15 protein-coding genes are annotated in these 17853 nt (G+C 70.2%); 11 read left to right on the forward strand and 4 right to left on the reverse strand.

What is annotated here, in order from left to right; all coding sequences use genetic code 11:
• Positions 1-77 precede the first annotated feature (77 nt).
• The 6 genes from ftsZ to IF67_RS0123070 all read left to right on the forward strand — a co-directional run bounded on the left by ftsZ (position 78) and on the right by IF67_RS0123070 (position 5078).
• Positions 78-1304 (forward strand): cell division protein FtsZ, encoded by a 1227-nt coding sequence (gene ftsZ, locus IF67_RS0123045; protein WP_030988581.1) that lies wholly within the window; start codon positions 78-80, stop codon positions 1302-1304.
• A gap of 13 nt (positions 1305-1317) precedes the next feature.
• Positions 1318-2082 carry a peptidoglycan editing factor PgeF gene (gene pgeF / locus IF67_RS0123050; protein ID WP_030988582.1) on the forward strand — a complete coding sequence of 255 codons (765 nt, stop codon included), beginning with the start codon at positions 1318-1320 and terminating at the stop codon, positions 2080-2082.
• Positions 2034-2801, forward strand: a complete 768-nt coding sequence (locus IF67_RS0123055) for a YggS family pyridoxal phosphate-dependent enzyme (RefSeq protein ID WP_051818463.1) — start codon at positions 2034-2036, stop codon at positions 2799-2801. Before pgeF ends, IF67_RS0123055 begins: the two co-directional genes overlap by 49 nt.
• Positions 2802-2924: 123 nt before the next feature.
• Positions 2925-3545 (forward strand): cell division protein SepF, encoded by a 621-nt coding sequence (locus IF67_RS0123060; RefSeq protein WP_030988586.1) that lies wholly within the window; start codon positions 2925-2927, stop codon positions 3543-3545.
• Between the two features lie 71 nt (positions 3546-3616).
• Complete coding sequence (locus IF67_RS0123065) at positions 3617-3910, forward strand: YggT family protein (RefSeq protein WP_006606159.1); 294 nt, start codon at positions 3617-3619, stop codon at positions 3908-3910.
• A 49-nt stretch (positions 3911-3959) separates the two neighbouring features.
• Complete coding sequence (locus IF67_RS0123070; RefSeq protein ID WP_030988590.1) at positions 3960-5078, forward strand: DivIVA domain-containing protein; 1119 nt, start codon at positions 3960-3962, stop codon at positions 5076-5078.
• A 179-nt stretch (positions 5079-5257) separates the two neighbouring features.
• Here IF67_RS0123070 and ileS read toward each other — a convergent pair whose 3' ends face one another.
• Complete coding sequence (ileS, locus tag IF67_RS0123075; protein WP_030988592.1) at positions 5258-8395, reverse strand: isoleucine--tRNA ligase; 3138 nt, start codon at positions 8393-8395, stop codon at positions 5258-5260.
• A 667-nt stretch (positions 8396-9062) separates the two neighbouring features.
• Here ileS and IF67_RS40830 point away from each other — a divergent pair.
• The 4 genes from IF67_RS40830 to IF67_RS0123100 all read left to right on the forward strand — a co-directional run bounded on the left by IF67_RS40830 (position 9063) and on the right by IF67_RS0123100 (position 13252).
• Positions 9063-9815: a TraR/DksA family transcriptional regulator gene (locus IF67_RS40830; protein WP_063754381.1), complete on the forward strand. Its 753-nt coding sequence runs from the start codon at positions 9063-9065 to the stop codon at positions 9813-9815.
• A 118-nt stretch (positions 9816-9933) separates the two neighbouring features.
• The gene (lspA, locus tag IF67_RS0123090) at positions 9934-10533 is read left to right on the forward strand and encodes a signal peptidase II (protein ID WP_030988595.1); all 600 of its coding nucleotides are present in this window, start codon (positions 9934-9936) and stop codon (positions 10531-10533) included.
• A 79-nt stretch (positions 10534-10612) separates the two neighbouring features.
• The gene (locus IF67_RS0123095) at positions 10613-11554 is read left to right on the forward strand and encodes an RluA family pseudouridine synthase (RefSeq protein ID WP_030085886.1); all 942 of its coding nucleotides are present in this window, start codon (positions 10613-10615) and stop codon (positions 11552-11554) included.
• A gap of 120 nt (positions 11555-11674) precedes the next feature.
• Positions 11675-13252 (forward strand): Na+/H+ antiporter, encoded by a 1578-nt coding sequence (locus IF67_RS0123100; RefSeq protein WP_420708709.1) that lies wholly within the window; start codon positions 11675-11677, stop codon positions 13250-13252.
• A gap of 58 nt (positions 13253-13310) precedes the next feature.
• On the opposite strand, the gene IF67_RS0123105 is transcribed toward IF67_RS0123100, so the two are convergent.
• Complete coding sequence (locus IF67_RS0123105; protein ID WP_051818469.1) at positions 13311-14402, reverse strand: mechanosensitive ion channel family protein; 1092 nt, start codon at positions 14400-14402, stop codon at positions 13311-13313.
• A gap of 112 nt (positions 14403-14514) precedes the next feature.
• Here IF67_RS0123105 and IF67_RS0123110 point away from each other — a divergent pair, with 112 nt between their 5' ends.
• Positions 14515-15126: a dienelactone hydrolase family protein gene (locus IF67_RS0123110; protein WP_199812770.1), complete on the forward strand. Its 612-nt coding sequence runs from the start codon at positions 14515-14517 to the stop codon at positions 15124-15126.
• Positions 15127-15160: 34 nt separating this feature from the next.
• Here the strand turns inward: IF67_RS0123110 and IF67_RS0123115 are convergent, their stop codons facing one another.
• On the reverse strand, positions 15161-16804 hold the full coding sequence (locus IF67_RS0123115) for an alkaline phosphatase D family protein (protein ID WP_030988604.1): 1644 nt from the start codon (positions 16802-16804) through the stop codon (positions 15161-15163).
• Between the two features lie 89 nt (positions 16805-16893).
• Positions 16894-17826 (reverse strand): thioredoxin domain-containing protein, encoded by a 933-nt coding sequence (locus IF67_RS0123120; RefSeq protein ID WP_030988606.1) that lies wholly within the window; start codon positions 17824-17826, stop codon positions 16894-16896.
• Positions 17827-17853: the final 27 nt, after the last annotated feature.

Consider the following 17853-nt stretch of genomic DNA (forward strand, 5'->3'; position numbering starts at 1 on the left):
AACCGTCCCATCGGCATCAGTCGGCGTCCACAGCACGTGCGGCGACGACACGTAACTCGAGGCGAGAGGCCTTCGACGTGGCAGCACCGCAGAACTACCTCGCAGTCATCAAGGTCGTCGGCATCGGCGGCGGTGGCGTGAACGCCATCAACCGGATGATCGAGGTCGGGCTCAAGGGCGTCGAGTTCATCGCGATCAACACCGATGCGCAGGCGCTGCTGATGAGCGACGCCGACGTCAAGCTCGACGTCGGCCGCGAAATGACGCGCGGACTCGGAGCCGGCGCCAACCCGGATGTGGGTCGGAAGGCGGCCGAGGACCACCGCGAGGAGATCGAGGAGGTCCTCAAGGGGGCCGACATGGTCTTCGTGACCGCGGGTGAGGGCGGCGGCACCGGCACCGGCGGTGCGCCCGTCGTCGCCAACATCGCCCGCTCGCTGGGCGCCCTGACGATCGGTGTGGTCACCCGGCCGTTCACCTTCGAGGGACGCCGCCGTGCCAACCAGGCTGAGGACGGCATCGCCCAGCTGCGCGAAGAGGTCGACACCCTCATCGTGATTCCCAACGACCGGCTGCTGTCCATCTCGGACCGTCAGGTGAGCGTGCTCGACGCGTTCAAGTCCGCGGACCAGGTGCTGCTGTCGGGTGTTCAGGGCATCACCGATCTGATCACCACCCCGGGCCTGATCAACCTCGACTTCGCCGACGTCAAGTCCGTGATGTCGGAGGCGGGTTCCGCGCTCATGGGCATCGGCTCCGCACGGGGCGACGACCGCGCGGTGGCCGCCGCGGAAATGGCGATCTCCTCGCCACTCCTGGAGGCCTCCATCGACGGCGCCCGAGGGGTGCTGCTCTCCATCTCCGGCGGTTCCGACCTCGGTCTCTTCGAGATCAACGAGGCCGCACAGCTGGTCAGCGAGGCCGCACACCCGGAAGCCAACATCATCTTCGGCGCGGTCATCGACGACGCGCTGGGCGACGAGGTCCGGGTGACGGTCATCGCCGCGGGCTTCGACGGCGGTCAGCCGCCGGCCCGCCGCGATGCGCAGTCCGCGCTGTCGTCCCAGAAGCGCGAGGAGCCCGCCCCGGCCCCGAGCCGTCCGGCCACTCCGCCGGAGCCGCGTTCGTCGTCCTTCGGCGGACTGGGTTCGGTGCCCGTACGGGACGAGGAGCCGGCCCCGGCCGAATCCTCCGCGCTGGGCGAGGTCCCGTCGCCTCCGTCGAGCGCCCCGCAGGTTCCTCCGGCCCGTCCGTACTCGGACTCCGCGGCCGAGGAACTGGACGTCCCCGACTTCCTGAAGTGACCGAAGCACCGAAGTGATAGGGCAACAGCACCACGAGAGCGGCGCGCATTTCGCCTTCACCGACAGGTGGGGCGGGGTGAGCGCCGCTCCGTACGATCAGCTCAACCTGGGCGGTGCGGTCGGCGACGACCCGCAGGCCGTACGCGCCAACCGCATCCGCGCCGCCGTGGAACTCGGCCTCGACCCGGCCGCGGTGGTCTGGATGAACCAGGTGCACGGCCGGGACGTCGCGGTGGTCGACGGGCCTTGGTACGGCGACGACGTTCCCGCTGTGGACGCGGTGGTGACCGACCGCCGGGGCCTGGCGCTGGCCGTTCTGACCGCCGACTGCACCCCGGTCCTGCTGGCCGATCCGGTCGCCGGGGTGGCGGGGGCGGCGCACGCCGGCCGGCCCGGTCTGGTCGCCGGGGTCGTCCCGGCGGTCGTCGAGGCGATGGTGAAGCGGGGCGCGGTGCCGGCGCGGATCGTCGCGTACACCGGACCGGCGATCTGCGGGCGGTGCTACGAGGTGCCCGAGGCGATGCGTTCCGATGTCGCCGCGGCGGTGCCCGAGGCCCGTGCGACGACCAGCTGGGGCACTCCTGCGGTGGACGTCACCGCGGGGGTACGGGCCCAACTCGCCGCGGCGGGCGTGCCGGTGCGTGAGGATCCCCACATCTGCACCCTCGAATCCGCCGACCACTTCTCTTACCGGCGCGACCGTACGACGGGACGGCTCGCGAGCTATGTATGGCTCGGGGACACCCCCGGCCCGCGGCTGGGGGAGGCCGAGCTGTGACCGACGACCGCAAGACGCAACTGGCGCAGAACCTGGCACAGGTGGAGGAACGTATCTCCGCCGCATGCGCCAGGGCCGGCCGGCCGCGTGACGAGGTGACCCTGATCGTGGTCACCAAGACCTACCCCGCGAGCGATGTCCGGCTGCTCGCGGAGCTGGGGGTGCGGCAGGTCGCGGAGAACCGCGATCAGGAGGCGGCGCCCAAGGCCGCTGAATGTGCTGATTTGCCCCTTACTTGGCACTTCGTTGGTCAGCTCCAGACGAACAAGGTGCGGTCTGTGGCCGGTTATGCCGGAATTGTTCAGTCCGTCGACCGGGCTCGACTCGTCACCGCGCTCTCCAAGGAAGCGGTGCGTGCCGAGCGTGAACTGGGTTGTCTGATCCAGGTGGCGCTCGACGCGGAGTCGGGGGAGCGGGGTGAGCGCGGCGGGGTGGCGCCCGACGGCGTCGAGGCGCTCGCCGAGGTGATCGCCGGGGGCCAGGGTCTGCGGCTCGACGGTGTGATGACCGTTGCGCCGCTGGCCGGGCCGTATGCCGGACGTGAACTCGCCGCTTTCGAACGGCTCATGGAAATCTCATCCGACCTGCGCGCCGCACATCCTGCTGCCAACATGGTGTCAGCAGGCATGAGCGCGGACCTCGAAGACGCTGTGGCGGCCGGGGCGACACATGTGCGCGTCGGCACTGCGGTACTCGGAGTCAGACCACGGCTCCGGTAACGTCGCCAAGCAAGTCGGACCACAGCACAAAATATGGTCATTCCCGCAAAAAGCGGGCAGGCCGAGTGGATCCAAGGCCCCTGGTGACGGAGCCGATCCACCACAGAGCGGAGGACGCAGAGAATGGCCGGCGCGATGCGCAAGATGGCGGTCTACCTCGGCCTCGTGGAGGACGATGGGTACGACGGCCGGGGGTTCGACCCCGATGACGAGTTCGAGCCCGAGCTTGACCCGGAACCCGATCGAGGGCGGCGTCAACAGCACCAGGTGCAGGCCGAAATTCCCCCGGAACGGGAGGAACCCGTCCGTGCCGTGACGCCTCCGGCGCAACGTGAACCGGCCCCGCTCGCCGCGGAAAGCGGACGACCCGCGCGAATCGCCCCCGTGGCATCCATCACACCCGAACGCCCAAATCTGGAGAAGAACGCACCGGTGATCATGCCCAAGGTTGTGTCCGAGCGGGAGCCCTACCGCATCACCACACTGCACCCCCGGACCTACAACGAAGCCCGTACCATCGGGGAACACTTCCGTGAGGGCACTCCGGTGATCATGAATCTGACGGAGATGGATGACACCGACGCGAAGCGACTTGTCGACTTTGCGGCCGGTTTGGTGTTTGGTCTTCACGGCAGTATCGAGCGGGTGACGCAGAAGGTGTTCCTGTTGTCTCCTGCTAACGTCGATGTCACGGCGGAGGACAAGGCCCGTATCGCAGAGGGTGGGTTCTTCAACCAGAGCTGAGACGCAACACCGGGCACACCGAGGCCGTAAGGCCAACACAGGAGCAAGGCAAGGGGAGAGGGACGCGCGAGATGAGTGTTTTTGGTCAGGTGATCTACATCGCGCTGTACTGCTTCCTGATCGTGTTGATCTTCCGGCTGGTGATGGACTATGTCTTCCAGTTCGCCCGTTCATGGCAACCCGGCAAGGCGATGGTGGTCGTTCTTGAGGCCGCCTACACTGTCACTGATCCGCCACTCAAGCTTCTGCGGCGGGTCATCCCGCCGCTGCGTCTCGGGGGCGTGGCGCTCGACCTGTCCTTCTTCGTATTGATGATCATCGTGTACATCCTGATCACCGTCGTGAGGTCGGTGTTGTTGGTGTGAACGATACGGTCTTGCCGATTGCCGACGACTACGTTGAGGTGAAGTAGAGATGCCGTTGACCCCCGAGGACGTGCGGAACAAGCAGTTCACGACCGTCCGCCTCCGAGAAGGCTATGACGAGGACGAGGTCGATGCCTTCCTCGATGAGGTCGAAGCCGAACTGACCCGGCTCCTGCGGGAGAACGAGGACCTTCGCGCCAAGCTGGCCGCTGCCACCCGCGCCGCCGCGCAGAACCAGCAGCAGCAGGGTCTGCGCAAGGGACCGGACCAGCAGCAGCAGCAGGAGCAGCAGCAGCGGCCCGGGTCTCCGGTGCCCGCCGCCATATCCGGTCCGCAGCCGGTGCCGCCGCAGCAGCAGGGGATGGGTGGCCCGCCCCAACTGCCCGGTGGTGCACCGCAGCTGCCTCCCGGTCCCGGTGGCCACGGCCCCGGTCCGCAGGGCCCGCACGGCCCCGGTCCGATGGGCCCCGGCGGTCCGATGGGTGGCCCGATGGGCGGCCCCGGCGGACCGCAGCAGCTGCCCCAGGGCGGCCAGCAGGGTGGTCCCGGTGGTGACAGCGCCGCGCGCGTGCTGTCGCTGGCACAGCAGACCGCCGACCAGGCGATCGCGGAGGCCCGTTCCGAGGCCAACAAGATCGTCGGCGAGGCGCGCAGCCGTGCCGAGGGCCTGGAGCGGGACGCCCGCGCCAAGGCCGACGCGCTGGAGCGGGACGCGCAGGAGAAGCACCGCGTGGCGATGGGCTCGCTGGAGTCGGCCCGCGCGACGCTGGAGCGCAAGGTCGAGGACCTGCGCGGCTTCGAGCGCGAGTACCGCACGCGGCTGAAGTCCTACCTGGAGAGCCAGCTGCGTCAGCTGGAGAACCAGGCGGACGACTCGCTGGCCCCGCCGCGGACGCCGGCCGCCGCTTCGCTGCCGCCGTCGCCGTCGATGGCGTCGGCCGGTGCGGGTGCCATGGGCGGCAACCACACCATGGGTGGCGGTCAGCAGATGGGCGGCAACCACTCCATGGCCGGCCAGTCCAACGGTGGTCCGTCCTACGGCGGCCAGCAGCAGATGTCGCCGGCGATGACCCAGCCGATGGCTCCGGTGCGGCCGCAGAGCCCGCAGCCGATGCAGCAGACGCCGTCGCCGATGCGCGGCTTCCTCATCGACGAGGACGACAACTGACGTCCGCGTAGCGCGCACAGTCGGCAATCAGGGCCGGGCCCCGAGGGAACATTCCTTCGGGGCCCGGCCCTTTTGTGTGCACTTGTGCGCCCCGTCCGGGTACCTCCGCGGAAACGGCGGAGCCCCCCGGCGCGGGCTGCGCCGGGGGGCTCTGTACGCCGTGGTGACCGCGGGGGCGGTTACGCCTTGCGCAGCTGGAACGTCAGGGCCAGGCTCTCGTCGGTGAACGCGGTGCCGTAGGACCCGTCCGCCTCTCCGGGGGTGAATTCCTCGGCGAGCACCTCGTCGGAGATCAGGCCGGTGTGGTCGGCCAGCGCCGTGCGCACCTCCTCGTCGGTGGACTGCCAGCGCAGCGCGATCCGGTCGGCGACGTCCAGGCCGCTGTTCTTACGGGCCTCCTGGATCAGCCGGATCGCGTCGCGGGCCAGGCCCGCCCGGCGCAGCTCCGGGGTGATCTCCAGGTCGAGGGCGACCGTGGCGCCGGAGTCGGAGGCCACCGACCAGCCTTCGCGCGGGGTCTCGGTGATGATGACCTCGTCGGGGGCGAGCGAGACGGTCTCCCCGTCGACCTCGACGCTCGCCGTGCCCTCGCGCAGGGCGAGCGAGAGGGCCGCGGCGTCCGCGGCGGCGACGGCCTTGGCGACCGCCTGGACGCCCTTGCCGAAACGCTTGCCCAGGGCACGGAAGTTCGCCTTGGCAGTGGTGTCGACCAGGGAGCCGCCCACCTCCGAGAGCGAGGCCAGCGAGCTGACGTTGAGCTCCTCGGCGATCTGCGCCCGCAGGTCCTCGGACAGGCCCGCGAAGCCATGGGCCGCGACCAGCGCACGGGACAGCGGCTGGCGGGTCTTCACCCCCGACTCGGCGCGGGTCGCCCGGCCCAGCTCGACCAGCCGGCGCACCAGCTGCATCTGGCCGGACAGCGCCGGGTCGATGAGCGCGCGGTCGGCTGCCGGCCAGCTGGTGAGGTGGACCGACGCCGGCGCCTCCGGGGCGACCGGGACGACCAGGTCCTGCCAGACCCGCTCGGTGATGAACGGGGTGAGGGGCGCCATGAGGCGGGTGACGGTCTCGATGACCTCGTGGAGCGTGCGCAGCGCGGCCGCGTCGCCCTGCCAGAAGCGGCGGCGGGAGCGGCGGACGTACCAGTTGGAGAGGTCGTCGACGAAGGAGGAGAGGAGCTTGCCGGCGCGCTGGGTGTCGAAGGACTCCAGCGACTCGGTGACCTGCTCGACCAGGGTGTTCAGCTCGCCGAGCAGCCAGCGGTCCAGCAGCGGGCGGTCCGCCGGGGCCGGGTCGGCCGCGGAGGGTGCCCAGCCGGACGTACGGGCGTACAGCGCCTGGAAGGCGACGGTGTTCCAGTACGTCAGCAGCGTCTTGCGGACGACTTCCTGGATGGTGCTGTGGCCCACCCGGCGGGCGGCCCACGGCGAGCCGCCGGCGGCCATGAACCAGCGGACCGCGTCGGCGCCGTGCTGGTCCATCAGCGGGATCGGCTGGAGGATGTTGCCCAGGTGCTTGGACATCTTCCGGCCGTCCTCGGCCAGGATGTGACCGAGGCAGACCACGTTTTCGTACGAGGACTTGTCGAAGACGAGCGTGCCGACGGCCATCAGCGTGTAGAACCAGCCACGGGTCTGGTCGATGGCCTCGGAGATGAACTGCGCCGGGTAGCGCTTCTCGAACAGCTCCTTGTTGCGGTAGGGGTAGCCCCACTGCGCGAACGGCATCGAGCCCGAGTCGTACCAGGCGTCGATGACCTCCGGGACGCGGGTCGCGGTGCCCTGGCACGTCGGGCAGGCGAAGGTGATCTCGTCGATGAACGGGCGGTGCGGGTCCAGGCCGGACTGGTCGGTGCCGGTCAGCTCGGTCAGCTCGGTGAGCGAGCCGACGCAGGTGAGGTGGTTCTCCTCGCAGCGCCAGATGGGCAGCGGGGTGCCCCAGTAGCGGTTGCGGGACAGCGCCCAGTCGATGTTGTTGTTGAGCCAGTCGCCGAAGCGGCCGTGCTTGACCGACTCGGGGAACCAGTTGGTGCGCTCGTTCTCCCGCAGCAGGGCGTCCTTGACCGCGGTGGTGCGGATGTACCAGGAGGGCTGTGCGTAGTAGAGCAGTGCGGTGTGGCAGCGCCAGCAGTGCGGGTAGCTGTGCTCGTAGGCGAGGTGCCGGAAGAGCAGACCGCGGGCGTCGAGGTCGGCGACCAGCGCCTCGTCGGCCTTCTTGAAGAACTGGCCGCCGACCAGGGCGAGTTCTTCCTCGAAGGTGCCGTCCGCGCGGACCGGGTTGATCACCGGCAGGTCGTACGCCTTGCAGGTCCTGAGGTCGTCCTCACCGAAGGCCGGGGCCTGGTGGACGAGGCCGGTGCCGTCGTCGGTGGTGACGTACTCGGCGTTGACGACGATGTTGGCGCCCTCCAGCTCCACGAGGGAGAACGGGCGCTCATAGGCCCAGCGCTCCATCTCGCGGCCGGTGAAGGACTCACCGGTGGCGGTCCAGCCCTCGCCGAGGGCCTTCTCCAGCAGCGGCTCGGCGACGACCAGCTGCTCGCTGCCGTCGGTGGCGACGACATAGGTGACGTCGGGGTGCGCGGCGACGGCGGTGTTGGAGACCAGGGTCCAGGGGGTGGTCGTCCAGATCAGCAGCGAGGCCCGGCCGGCCAGCGGGCCGGACGTCAGCGGGAGGCGGACGAAGACCGAGGGGTCGACGACGTTCTCGTAGCCCTGGGCCAGCTCGTGGTCCGACAGGCCGGTGCCGCAGCGCGGGCACCAGGGGGCGACGCGGTGGTCCTGGACCAGCAGGCCCTTGTTGAAGATCTCCTTCAGCGACCACCACACCGACTCGATGTAGTCGGGGTCCATCGTGCGGTACGGGGCATCCAGATCGGTCCAGTAGCCCATACGGGTCGTGAGCTCGGCGAAGGCGTCGGTGTGGCGGGTCACCGACTCGCGGCACTTGGCGTTGAACTCGGCGATGCCGTACGCCTCGATGTCCTTCTTGCCGTTGAAGCCCAGCTCCTTCTCCACGGCCAGCTCGACCGGGAGGCCGTGGCAGTCCCAGCCGGCCTTGCGGTCGACGTGGTAGCCCTGCATCGTGCGGAACCGGGGGAAGACGTCCTTGAAGACGCGCGCCTCGATGTGATGCGCGCCGGGCATGCCGTTGGCGGTCGGGGGGCCCTCGTAGAAGACCCACTCGGGCCGTCCCTCGGACTGCTGGAGGGTGCGGGCGAAGATCTTCTGTTCCTGCCAGAACTCGAGCACGGCATGCTCGAGGGCGGGGAGGTCTACCTGGGCGGGTACCTGGCGGTACTGGGGCTGCGGACTCATCGGGGGCTTCCTCCGGCGGACACCTGCTGTGTTTTCCGTCCGGAGGGACGAGAGCGTGCTCCCGCGGTACCACCCTCCTTGGCGGTGAGGATCCACCGCCCCCTCATTGGGGTCGCGCTGCCGGTTCTACTCGCCCCGGGGATGATCCACGGGCTTTCTTCCGGCGGCTCCGGGGTGATCTTCACGTCGTGCACGCCCCCGGGCTTCCACCGTCCCCGGGTCGCTCCTGGCTGCGTACGACGCTACTCGTCCCATCAATGCCTCTCGCTCGGCCCAGTGTACGGGGCCGTGCCGACACCGGCCGACCGGATTTACGGCAGCGGGGGGGCGGGCCGGGCCACCGGCGGCGTACGGGGGCCCGCTCTCCCGCCGTGCCGCGTCCCGGTCCTCGTCGGGTCAGGGTCCCGGCCCCTCGCTGCGCCGCGTCCGGGCTCCGCGCCGCGCCGCGTCCGGGCGCGCGCCGTGACCCGAATGGCGAGCGGGTGGGTGCCGTGCCGACCGGCGGATTACCGGCCGGGGAGCGGGGCACAACCGAGACAGACCGGGCGTCCCGGGCCGGGTGGTGGGACCGGGAGGGCGGTGCGTCCCGTTGCCGCGTGGCGTGCGGCGATTTATCGTTCCCGTCACGATTCGCGAACAAAGTCACATAGGTGAAGGGGTCGCGGCCATGGTGGCGAAAAAGACCGCCGCGGAGAAGAGCACGACGCCTGCCGACGAGGCCGTCGCGAAGAAACCTGCACCGAAAAAGGCGGCTCCGAAGAAGGCCGCGGCCAAGAAGACGGCGGCCGGCACGACCACGCCGGTGAAGACCACGGCCAAAAAGGCGGCGCCGCAGAAGGCGGCCGCGAAGAAGACCGCAAAGAAGACCACGAAGAAGACCGTGAAGAAGGCTCCGGCCAGGACGGCCGCGGTGCCCGCGGAGAAGACGGGAGCCCAGACGGTGGCGGCGAAAAAGACTGCGGCCGCAACGGCCAAGGCACACGGCGACGACTCCGCGGTGCCCATGGCCCGGGTGGCCGCGGCGCCGGGAGAGCTCGCCGTACGGCCGGGCGAGGACCCCTGGACGCCCGGGGAGGTCGCCGCGGCGCGTACCGAACTGATGGAGGAGACGGCCCGGCTGCGGCTGGAGATCGTCTCGGCCGAGGACGCCATCGCCGGGCTGATGCGCGACTCCGGCGACGGAGCGGGCGACGACGAGGCCGACACCGGCACCAAGAACATCACCCGCGAACACGAGATGGCGCTCGCCTCCAACGCCCGCGAGATGCTCCACCAGACCGAGCGCGCCCTCGGCCGGCTGGACGCGGGCACCTACGGGCTGTGCGAGAACTGCGGCAACCCCATCGGCAAGGCGCGGATGCAGGCCTTCCCGCGCGCGACGCTGTGCGTGGAGTGCAAGCAGAAAGAGGAGCGCCGCTGAAGACAGGCCCTGTCGCGGGCCGCACCCGGACCGCCCGCGACCGTACGCATGTGCCGTACTCTCGTGGTTCAGCCGGGCACGGCCCGGCCGTGTACACAAAGGGCTGAGGGACTCACACGTGGCAGAGGCGGAACGCATCACCGGTACGCCGGAACCCGAGCCGGGTACCGGAGCGGATCCCACGACGGGCTCCGAGGGGGGAGGTCCGGTGGAGCCGGAACCGGGCGGCCGCGGCAAGCGGCGGATCGGCGCGCTGCTGCTGGTCGCGCTCGTCGTCTACCTGCTCGACCTGGGCAGCAAGGTGCTGGTCGTCGCGAAGCTGGAGCACCACGAGCCCATCGAGGTCATCGGGACGCTGCTCCAGTTCACCGTGATCCGCAACCGCGGGGCCGCGTTCAGCATGGGCGAGGCGCTGACGATCTTCCTCACCATCATCGCGGCGGTCGTGATCGTGGTGATCATCCGGATCGCCCGCAAGCTCTACAGCCTGCCCTGGGCGATCGCGCTCGGGCTGCTGCTCGGCGGCGCCTTCGGCAACCTCACCGACCGGCTGTTCCGCTCGCCGGGGGTCTTCGAGGGCGCGGTGGTCGACTTCATTGCCCCGGCGCACTTCGCGGTCTTCAACCTCGCCGACTCCGGGATCGTCTGCGGCGGCATCCTGATCGTGATCCTTTCCTTCCGCGGACTGGACCCCGACGGGACCGTCCACAAGGACTGACCGGGGGCCGGAAGGGCCGGGGCCGTCCGGGTCCCGGCCGCCGGGCAGGGCACCGTGGTGGGACTGCCATACTCGTGGGGTGAGCACCATTCCCGAGATCCGCACCCTGCCCGTACCGGACGGCCTGGAGGGCGAGCGCGTCGACGCTGCGCTGGCCCGGATGTTCGGCTTCTCCCGTACGAAGGCGGCCGAACTCGCCGCCGCCGGCAAGGTCCGGGTCGACGGTTCCGAGGTGATGAAGTCCGAGCGGGTGAGCGGCGGCGCCTGGCTGGAAGTCGAGATGCCCCAGGCCGCGCCGCCCGTGGAGATCATCGCGGAGCCCGTCGAGGGCATGGAGATCGTGCATGACGACGACGACATCGTCGTGATCGTCAAGCCGGTCGGCGTCGCCGCGCACCCCAGCCCCGGCTGGACGGGAACGACCGTCATCGGCGGTCTGGCCGCGGCCGGCTACCGCATCTCCACCTCCGGTGCCGCCGAGCGCCAGGGCATCGTGCACCGCCTCGATGTCGGCACCTCGGGCCTGATGGTGGTTGCCAAGTCGGAGCGCGCCTACACCCTGCTCAAGCAGCAGTTCCGTGAGCGCACGGTCGACAAGCGCTACCACGCCCTGGTCCAGGGCCACCCGGACCCGATGAGCGGCACCATCGACGCCCCCATCGGCCGGCACCCGCAGCACGACTACAAGTGGGCAGTGACGGCCGAGGGCAAGGCGTCCGTCACGCACTACGACCTCATCGAGGCGTTCCGCGCGGCCAGCCTGCTCGACATCAAGCTGGAGACCGGCCGCACCCACCAGATCCGGGTGCACATGGCCGCGCACCGCCACCCCTGCGTCGGCGACCTGACCTACGGCGCCGACCCCACCCTCGGCAAGCGCCTCGGCCTCACCCGGCAGTGGCTGCACGCCATGCGGCTGGGCTTCGAGCACCCCTCCGACGGCCGCTGGGTCGAGTTCGAGAGCGCCTACCCGGACGATCTCCAGAAGGCCCTGGACACCGTCCGGGACGAGAGCAACTGACGCGGCGGGCATCCTGCGGGAGCCGATACGGCGGGCAACCGCGGGTGCCGTGGCACGCTGGGGTCGGAAAGTGATCGAATCCGACCCCGGAGCGTAGCCACCGTGGACCAGCTGGCTCTGATGTTCGTCCTTCTGCTCGGAGCCGTGGTCATGGTTCCGGTCGGCGACCGGCTGGGACTCCCTTCACCGGTGCTGATGACCCTCGTCGGTGGCGTCCTGGCACTGCTGCCGTTCGTCCCCAACGTCGAGGTACCGCCGGAGTTCATCCTGCCGGTGGTGCTGCCGCCGCTGCTCTACGCGGCCGTGCAGCGCACCTCCTGGCGGCAGTTCACCGCCAACCTCCGGCCGATCTTCCTGCTCGCCGTGGCACTGGTCTTCGCCACCACCGCCGCGGTCGCCGCCGTCGCCCAGGCGGTGGTGCCCGGTATGCCGGTGGCCGCCGCGGTGGTGCTCGGTGCGCTGGTCGCCCCGCCCGACCCGGTGGCCGCGACCGCCGTCGCCGGCAAGCTCGGGCTGCCCCGCCGGATGGTCTCGATCCTGGAGGGCGAGGGGCTGTTCAACGATGTCACCGCCATCGTGCTCTACCACGTCGCGCTCACCGCGGCGGTCACCGGAACCTTCTCGGTGCCCGCCGCGGTCGGCTCGCTGGTGCTCTCCGCGGTCGTCGCCATAGCGGTCGGCCTGGGGCTCGGCTGGCTCACCAACAAGCTGATGGGGCTGCTCGGCGACCCGACGCTCCAGATCGGTCTGACGCTGCTGGTGCCGTTCGTCGCGTACGTCCTGGCCGAGGAGTTCCGGGGCTCCGGTGTGCTCGCGGTGCTGACCTGCGCGCTCTTCCTGGCCGAGTATGCGGTCGATCCGGACGATGTGATGGGCCGGCTGGCCGGCTACACCTTCTGGGAGGTCGTCGACACCCTCGTCACCGGGGTCGCCTTCGGGCTGATCGGCCTGGAGCTGCACAACATCTTCGGGGCGGCCTCCCACCGTTGGGGCCAGTTGCTCGGGGCCGGCGCCGCCGTCGTCGGGGTGGTCGTCGGCGTCCGGCTGCTGTGGCTGCTGCCCGCCGCCTGGCTGGCCAAGCGGATGCACAAGCGCCGCGACTACGACGAGGAGATCCCGATGAGCTGGCGGGAGACGCTCATCATGTGGTGGTCGGGGATGCGCGGGGTGGCCTCGGTGGCGCTGGCGCTGGCCATCCCGTACAGCATCGACGGCGGCGGTGAGTTCCCGGTCCGCGACGAGATCCTCTTCATCGCCTTCGCGGTGGTGCTCAGCACCCTCCTCATCCAGGGCCTCACCCTGCCCTGGCTGGTGCGCAGGCTGCGGGTTCGGGCCGACACCGATGCCGTCGACGCGCTGGAGCGGGAGCTGGCGATCCGGGTGATCAAGGCGTCCAAGCGGCGGCTGAAGGAGATCCTGGAGGTCGAGGAGCTGCCCGACGAGGTCACCGACCAGCTGGCGCGCCGGGCGCACGACATCGGGGCCCGTATCGCGCCGGACATCGTCGACGACGAGCGGCGCGAGCTCTTCGAGAAGCGCATCACCCGGCTGAAGAAGGTGCAGCGCATCCAGGGGGAGATGCTCTCGGCCGCCCGGCACGAGGTGCTGGCGGCGCGCAGTGAACCGGGCGCCGACCCGGAGATCGTCGACCGGGTGCTGCGGCATCTGGACATGCGCAGCCTGCGGGGCGCGCCGTGAGGCCGTGACGGGGGAGCGGGGTGGGTAGGGCCAGTGGGGCCGGTGGGGCCGGTGGGGCTCAGCCCCGCGCGGACTCCGGGCCCGGCTCCCGGCCCCGGTCGAGCACGGGGGAGCCCGTAGGCGCCGGCGAGGTGCTGATCCGCGGCAGCGCGTAGGCGTGCTCGGCCTGTAGCCACTCCAGCATCCGCTCGCGGACCTCGCAGCGCACCGTCCAGAGGGTGTCCGCGTCCCGGGCGGTGGCCAGCGCGCGCACCACGATCGTGGACGGTGTGGTGTCGGTGACCACCAGGCTCCAGGACCTGCCGTCCCACTCGGGGCACTCCTGGAGGATTTCCAGCAGCCGCTGGCGCATCTTCTCCACCGGTGCGCCGTGGTCGAGGTGGAAGAACACCGTGCCGGTCATCTGCGCACCGCCGCGCGACCAGTTCTCGAACGGCTTGCCGGTGAAGTACGACACCGGCATGGTGATCCGGCGCTCGTCCCAGGTCCGTACGGTCAGGAAGGTCAGCGTGATCTCCTCGACGGTGCCCCACTCGCCGTCCACGACGACGGTGTCCCCGATCCGCACCATGTCGCCGAACGCGATCTGGAGCCCCGCGAAGAGATTGCCGAGCGTGGACTGGGCGGCGATACCGGCGACGATGCCCAGCAGCCCGGCCGACGCCAGCATGGACGTGCCGACCGCCCGCATCTCCGGGAACGTCAGCAGCATCGAGGCGGCCGCGACGACGATCACCACGGCCGTCACCACCCGCTGGATCAGCGTCACCTGGGTCCGTACCCGCCGCACCCGCGCCGCGTCCCGGCCGCTCGCCGCATAGCGCGAGTACGACGACTCCACGATCGCCGCCGCGGCCCGGATGACCAGCCAGGCGGCGGCCGCGATCAGGACCAGGGTCAGCGCCTGGCCGATGCCCGCCGCGTGTTTGTCGGCGGACTTGAGCCCCGCCTGCCCGAACGAGCCGTGCAAGAGGGCCGCGCAGAGCGCCACTTGCAGCGGTATCCGGCAGCGGCGCAGCAGCCCCCACAGCGGTGTCTCCGGATGGGCGGCATCGATCCGGCGCAGTGCCCGGTCGGTGAGCCAGACCAGGATGAGCGTGAGCAGGACCGCGCCGCCGATGACGACGACCGGACGCAGGACGTCCTCCAATGACACGAGACTCCTCCTCCGTGGGGTGCGAGGGGCTGTGGTGTGCTGGTACCCGGTCCCCGTGACCGTAACTGGCACGATGGGGGGAGATCGATCCAACCCCAGGGAAGTGATGTCAGTGCCGGCCTCCACCGAGTCCTCGACCAGCGGACTGTCGACGATTGTCCTGATTCATTCGGTGTGCGGGCTGCGTCCCGCGGTGCACGCGGCGGCGGACCGGCTGCGCGCCGCCGGGCATGAGGTGATCGTCCCCGATCTGTTCGACGGCCGGACCGCCGACTCGGTCCCGGACGGCATTCTCATCAAGGACGAGATCGGCAAGGAGGAGCTGCTCAAGCGCGCCATCACGGCCGTTGCGCCCTACTCCGACCGCGGACTGGTCTACGCCGGCTTCTCCTTCGGCGGCTCGGTCGCCCAGAACCTCGCGCTGGGCGACGAGCGGACCCGCGGGCTGCTTCTGCTGCACGGCACCTCGGACATCGCGGACGGCACCGTCGCCGACGACCTGCCGGTGCAGCTGCATGTCGCCGACCCGGACCCGTACGAGCCGCACGACTGGCTGAACGCCTGGTATCTCCAGATGCGCCGGGCCGGCGCGGACGTAGAGGTCTTCCGCTACGCCGGCGCCGGCCACCTCTTCACCGATCCCGATCTCCCCGACTACGACGCGGAGGCGGCGGAGAGCGCCTGGAAGGTGGCACTGGGCTTCCTCGCCGAGCTGTGAGCCGGGCGGCCGGCCGGGCGCGGGCCGGCATGCCCTAGGTGAGCGGCTGGTCCGCGCGCTCCACCTGCTGGCTGCCGGACCGGGTCAGGTACGAGCGCAGCAGGGTGCTGGTGGCCTGCGGGTCGGTTTTGTCGGAGATGGCGAAATAGTCCATCTGCGTCCGCTCGGCGGTGACGTCCAGCACCCCGTAGCCGTGTGAGTCCATGTCCAGCCACTTCACATGCCGGTTGGCGGCCTTGATGGCGGCGACCCCGGCCATCGAGATCGTGTGCGGGGCGACGTGCAGGAAGTCGTCCACGTTGTCGGAGGTGACGGAGGTGACCACGAACTCCGTCGCCACCGCGCGGTCGGCGGGGTAGGTCGCGGCCTGGAGCGGCACCTCGTTGGCCCAGGCCATGTGGATGTCGCCGGTCAGGAACACGGTGTTGTCGATACCGCGGTCGCTGAGGTGGCCGAGCAGCTCGCGCCGGTCGTCGGTGTAGCCGTCCCACTGGTCGGTGTTGATTGCCAGGCCCTCCTTGGGTATCCCGAGGATCTCGGCGAGCGGTCCGAGCAGCTTCGCGGGGACGGCGCCGAAGGCGACCTGCGAGATCATCACCGAGGTGCCGACCAGCCGCCAGGCGGTGTCCGAGCGTTCGAGTCCGGACTTGAGCCAGTCCAGCTGGGCCCGCCCGGTGATCGTGCGGCTCGGGTCGTCGACCTCCCCGCTGCCCGGCTTGGCCTGTGCGTCGCGGAACGACCGCAGATCCAGCAGATGCAGGTCGGCGAGGGTGCCGAAGCGCAGCCTGCGGTAGGTGGTGCCGGCGATCGAGGGGCGCACCGGCATCCACTCGAAGTAGGCCTGCTTCGCGGCGGCCATCCGCGCGGACCAGGGGCCCTCGGTGTCCGCGGTGTGGTTCACCGCGCCGCCCTTCCAGGCGTTGTCGGCGAACTCGTGGTCGTCCCAGATGGCGATGACCGGGTGCATGGCGTGCATGGCCATCGCGTCCGGGTCGGTCTTGTGGACGCCGTGCCGCATGCGGTAGTCGGCGAGCGTCAGCAGCTCGTGGGCGGGGGTGTGCGGGCGGACGACGTACTTGAACTCCGGGTATTCGCCGGACTTGTACTCGTAGAGGTAGTCGCCGACGTGCAGCACCGCGTCCAGCTCGGTGCGGGCGGCCAGGTGACGGTAGGGCGAGAAGTAGCCGGACTCCCAGTTGGCGCAGGAGACCACGCCGAAGCGGACGTTGCCGGCCGTGGTGTCGTGGGCGGGGGCGGTGCGGGTCCGGCCCACGGGGGAGTGCTGCCCGTCCACGGTGAAGCGGTAGTAGTAGTGGGTGGCCGGGTGCAGGCCGCGGACGTCCGCCTTGACGGTGTGGTCGGCGGCGGCGGAGGCGGTCAGGGTCCCCCGTGCGACGACGGACGTGAAGCCCTTGTCGCTCGCCACCTGCCAGCTCACCTTGGTGGCCGGCCCCCGACCGGAGCCCGGGGTGGCCGCCTCGGTCGGCGTGACCCGGGTCCACAGCAGGACGCCGTCGGGGAGCGGGTCACCGGAGGCGATCCCGTGCTGGAAGAACGAGCCCTGGGCCGCGGCCTCTTGGGCGTGCGCGGTGGCGGCGCCGGCGAACGGCAGAAGAGCGGCGGTGGCGGCTACGGCCGTGACGGCAGTGCGGCGCGAGATCTGGTCATGATCGGTCACGGCCGATCACCTTACTGGCCGGTAATCGAACCCGGGAGGGCGAATCCCGATAACCCCGAGAATTCGCCCTCCCGTTGTCCGAAAGGCACTCAGTTCGCGCCCGTGGGGTCCTTTTCGCCCTCGCGGATGCCCTTCCCGCCGTCTTCGCCCTTGCTGTCGTCCTTGCCCTGGTCCGCGGAGCCCTTCGCCGGGCCGAACTCCTTGTCGATCATCTTCTTGAAGTTGGCCTGCGCGAGCTGGTTGTACTGCACCTGCGTCATCTGCTGCTGCGGGACCTGCGGCATCACGAGCTTCTTGTCGCCGTGCATGAACGTGGGCGTGCCCTTGACGCCCTTGCGGCCGAACAGCGCGGTCATCTCCATCGCCCAGCGGTCGTAGGTGCCCTTCTTGACCGCCGTGGCGAACGCCTTGTCGTTCTCCAGCTCCGGCACGTCGGCGGCGACCTTGAGGAGTTCGGAGTCCTTGCCGTAGACGTCCTCGCGCTCGTCGGGGTGGTGCTTGGTCGAGTACAGCGCCGCCTTGTACTTCAAGAAGGCTTCCGGGCTGATGTTCAGCGCCGCGCCGAGCGCGCTCAGCGCGTTCTTCGAGCCCTCGCCGCCGCCCACGCCGTCGATGAAGGTGTACATCGTGAAGCGGACCCGGTAGCGGCCGTCCTCGATGTCCTTGAGCAGGGCCTCGCCGCTGCTCTGCTCGAAGGCCGCACACGCCGGGCAGCGGACGTCCTCGAAGACCTCCAGGGTCTGCTTGGCGTTCTTGTCGCCTATGAGGATCTCGGTGCCGTTCTTGCCCTGGGTGTGCGCGGGCGTGACGAGCTTGGCCTCCTTGGCGGCCTCCCAGCCCTTGGGCTCGTTGGCCTTCATCACGGCGTAGCCGATGCCGCCGGCCAGGGCCAGGACGCCGATCACCGCGCCCGCCGCGGTCAGTTGGCGGCGCAGCTTCTCCTTCTTCTTCTGGCGGTCCCGCTCGGCCCGGATGCGTTCGCGGGCCGCGGTCTTGTTGGCCTGGTTGTTGCGGTTGCTCATGGGTGGTGCCGTCCCCTCGAGGGTGTT

Source organism: Streptomyces sp. NRRL S-1813 (genome assembly GCF_000719605.1).
Classification (GTDB): Bacteria; Actinomycetota; Actinomycetes; order Streptomycetales; family Streptomycetaceae; genus Streptomyces; species Streptomyces decoyicus.

Excerpts from the sequence above, each read along its gene's own strand:
- ileS (WP_030988592.1), bottom strand. The coding sequence starts at position 8,395 with ATGAGTCCGCAGCCCCAGTACCGCCAGGTACCCGCCCAGGTAGACCTC.
- IF67_RS0123065 (WP_006606159.1), top strand. The coding sequence starts at position 3,617 with ATGAGTGTTTTTGGTCAGGTGATCTACATCGCGCTGTACTGCTTCCTG.
- IF67_RS0123110 (WP_199812770.1), top strand. The coding sequence starts at position 14,515 with ATGTCAGTGCCGGCCTCCACCGAGTCCTCGACCAGCGGACTGTCGACG.
- IF67_RS40830 (WP_063754381.1), top strand. The coding sequence starts at position 9,063 with ATGGTGGCGAAAAAGACCGCCGCGGAGAAGAGCACGACGCCTGCCGAC.
- IF67_RS0123120 (WP_030988606.1), bottom strand. The coding sequence starts at position 17,826 with ATGAGCAACCGCAACAACCAGGCCAACAAGACCGCGGCCCGCGAACGC.
- IF67_RS0123070 (WP_030988590.1), top strand. The coding sequence starts at position 3,960 with ATGCCGTTGACCCCCGAGGACGTGCGGAACAAGCAGTTCACGACCGTC.
- IF67_RS0123055 (WP_051818463.1), top strand. The coding sequence starts at position 2,034 with ATGGCTCGGGGACACCCCCGGCCCGCGGCTGGGGGAGGCCGAGCTGTG.
- IF67_RS0123060 (WP_030988586.1), top strand. The coding sequence starts at position 2,925 with ATGGCCGGCGCGATGCGCAAGATGGCGGTCTACCTCGGCCTCGTGGAG.
- IF67_RS0123100 (WP_420708709.1), top strand. The coding sequence starts at position 11,675 with ATGTTCGTCCTTCTGCTCGGAGCCGTGGTCATGGTTCCGGTCGGCGAC.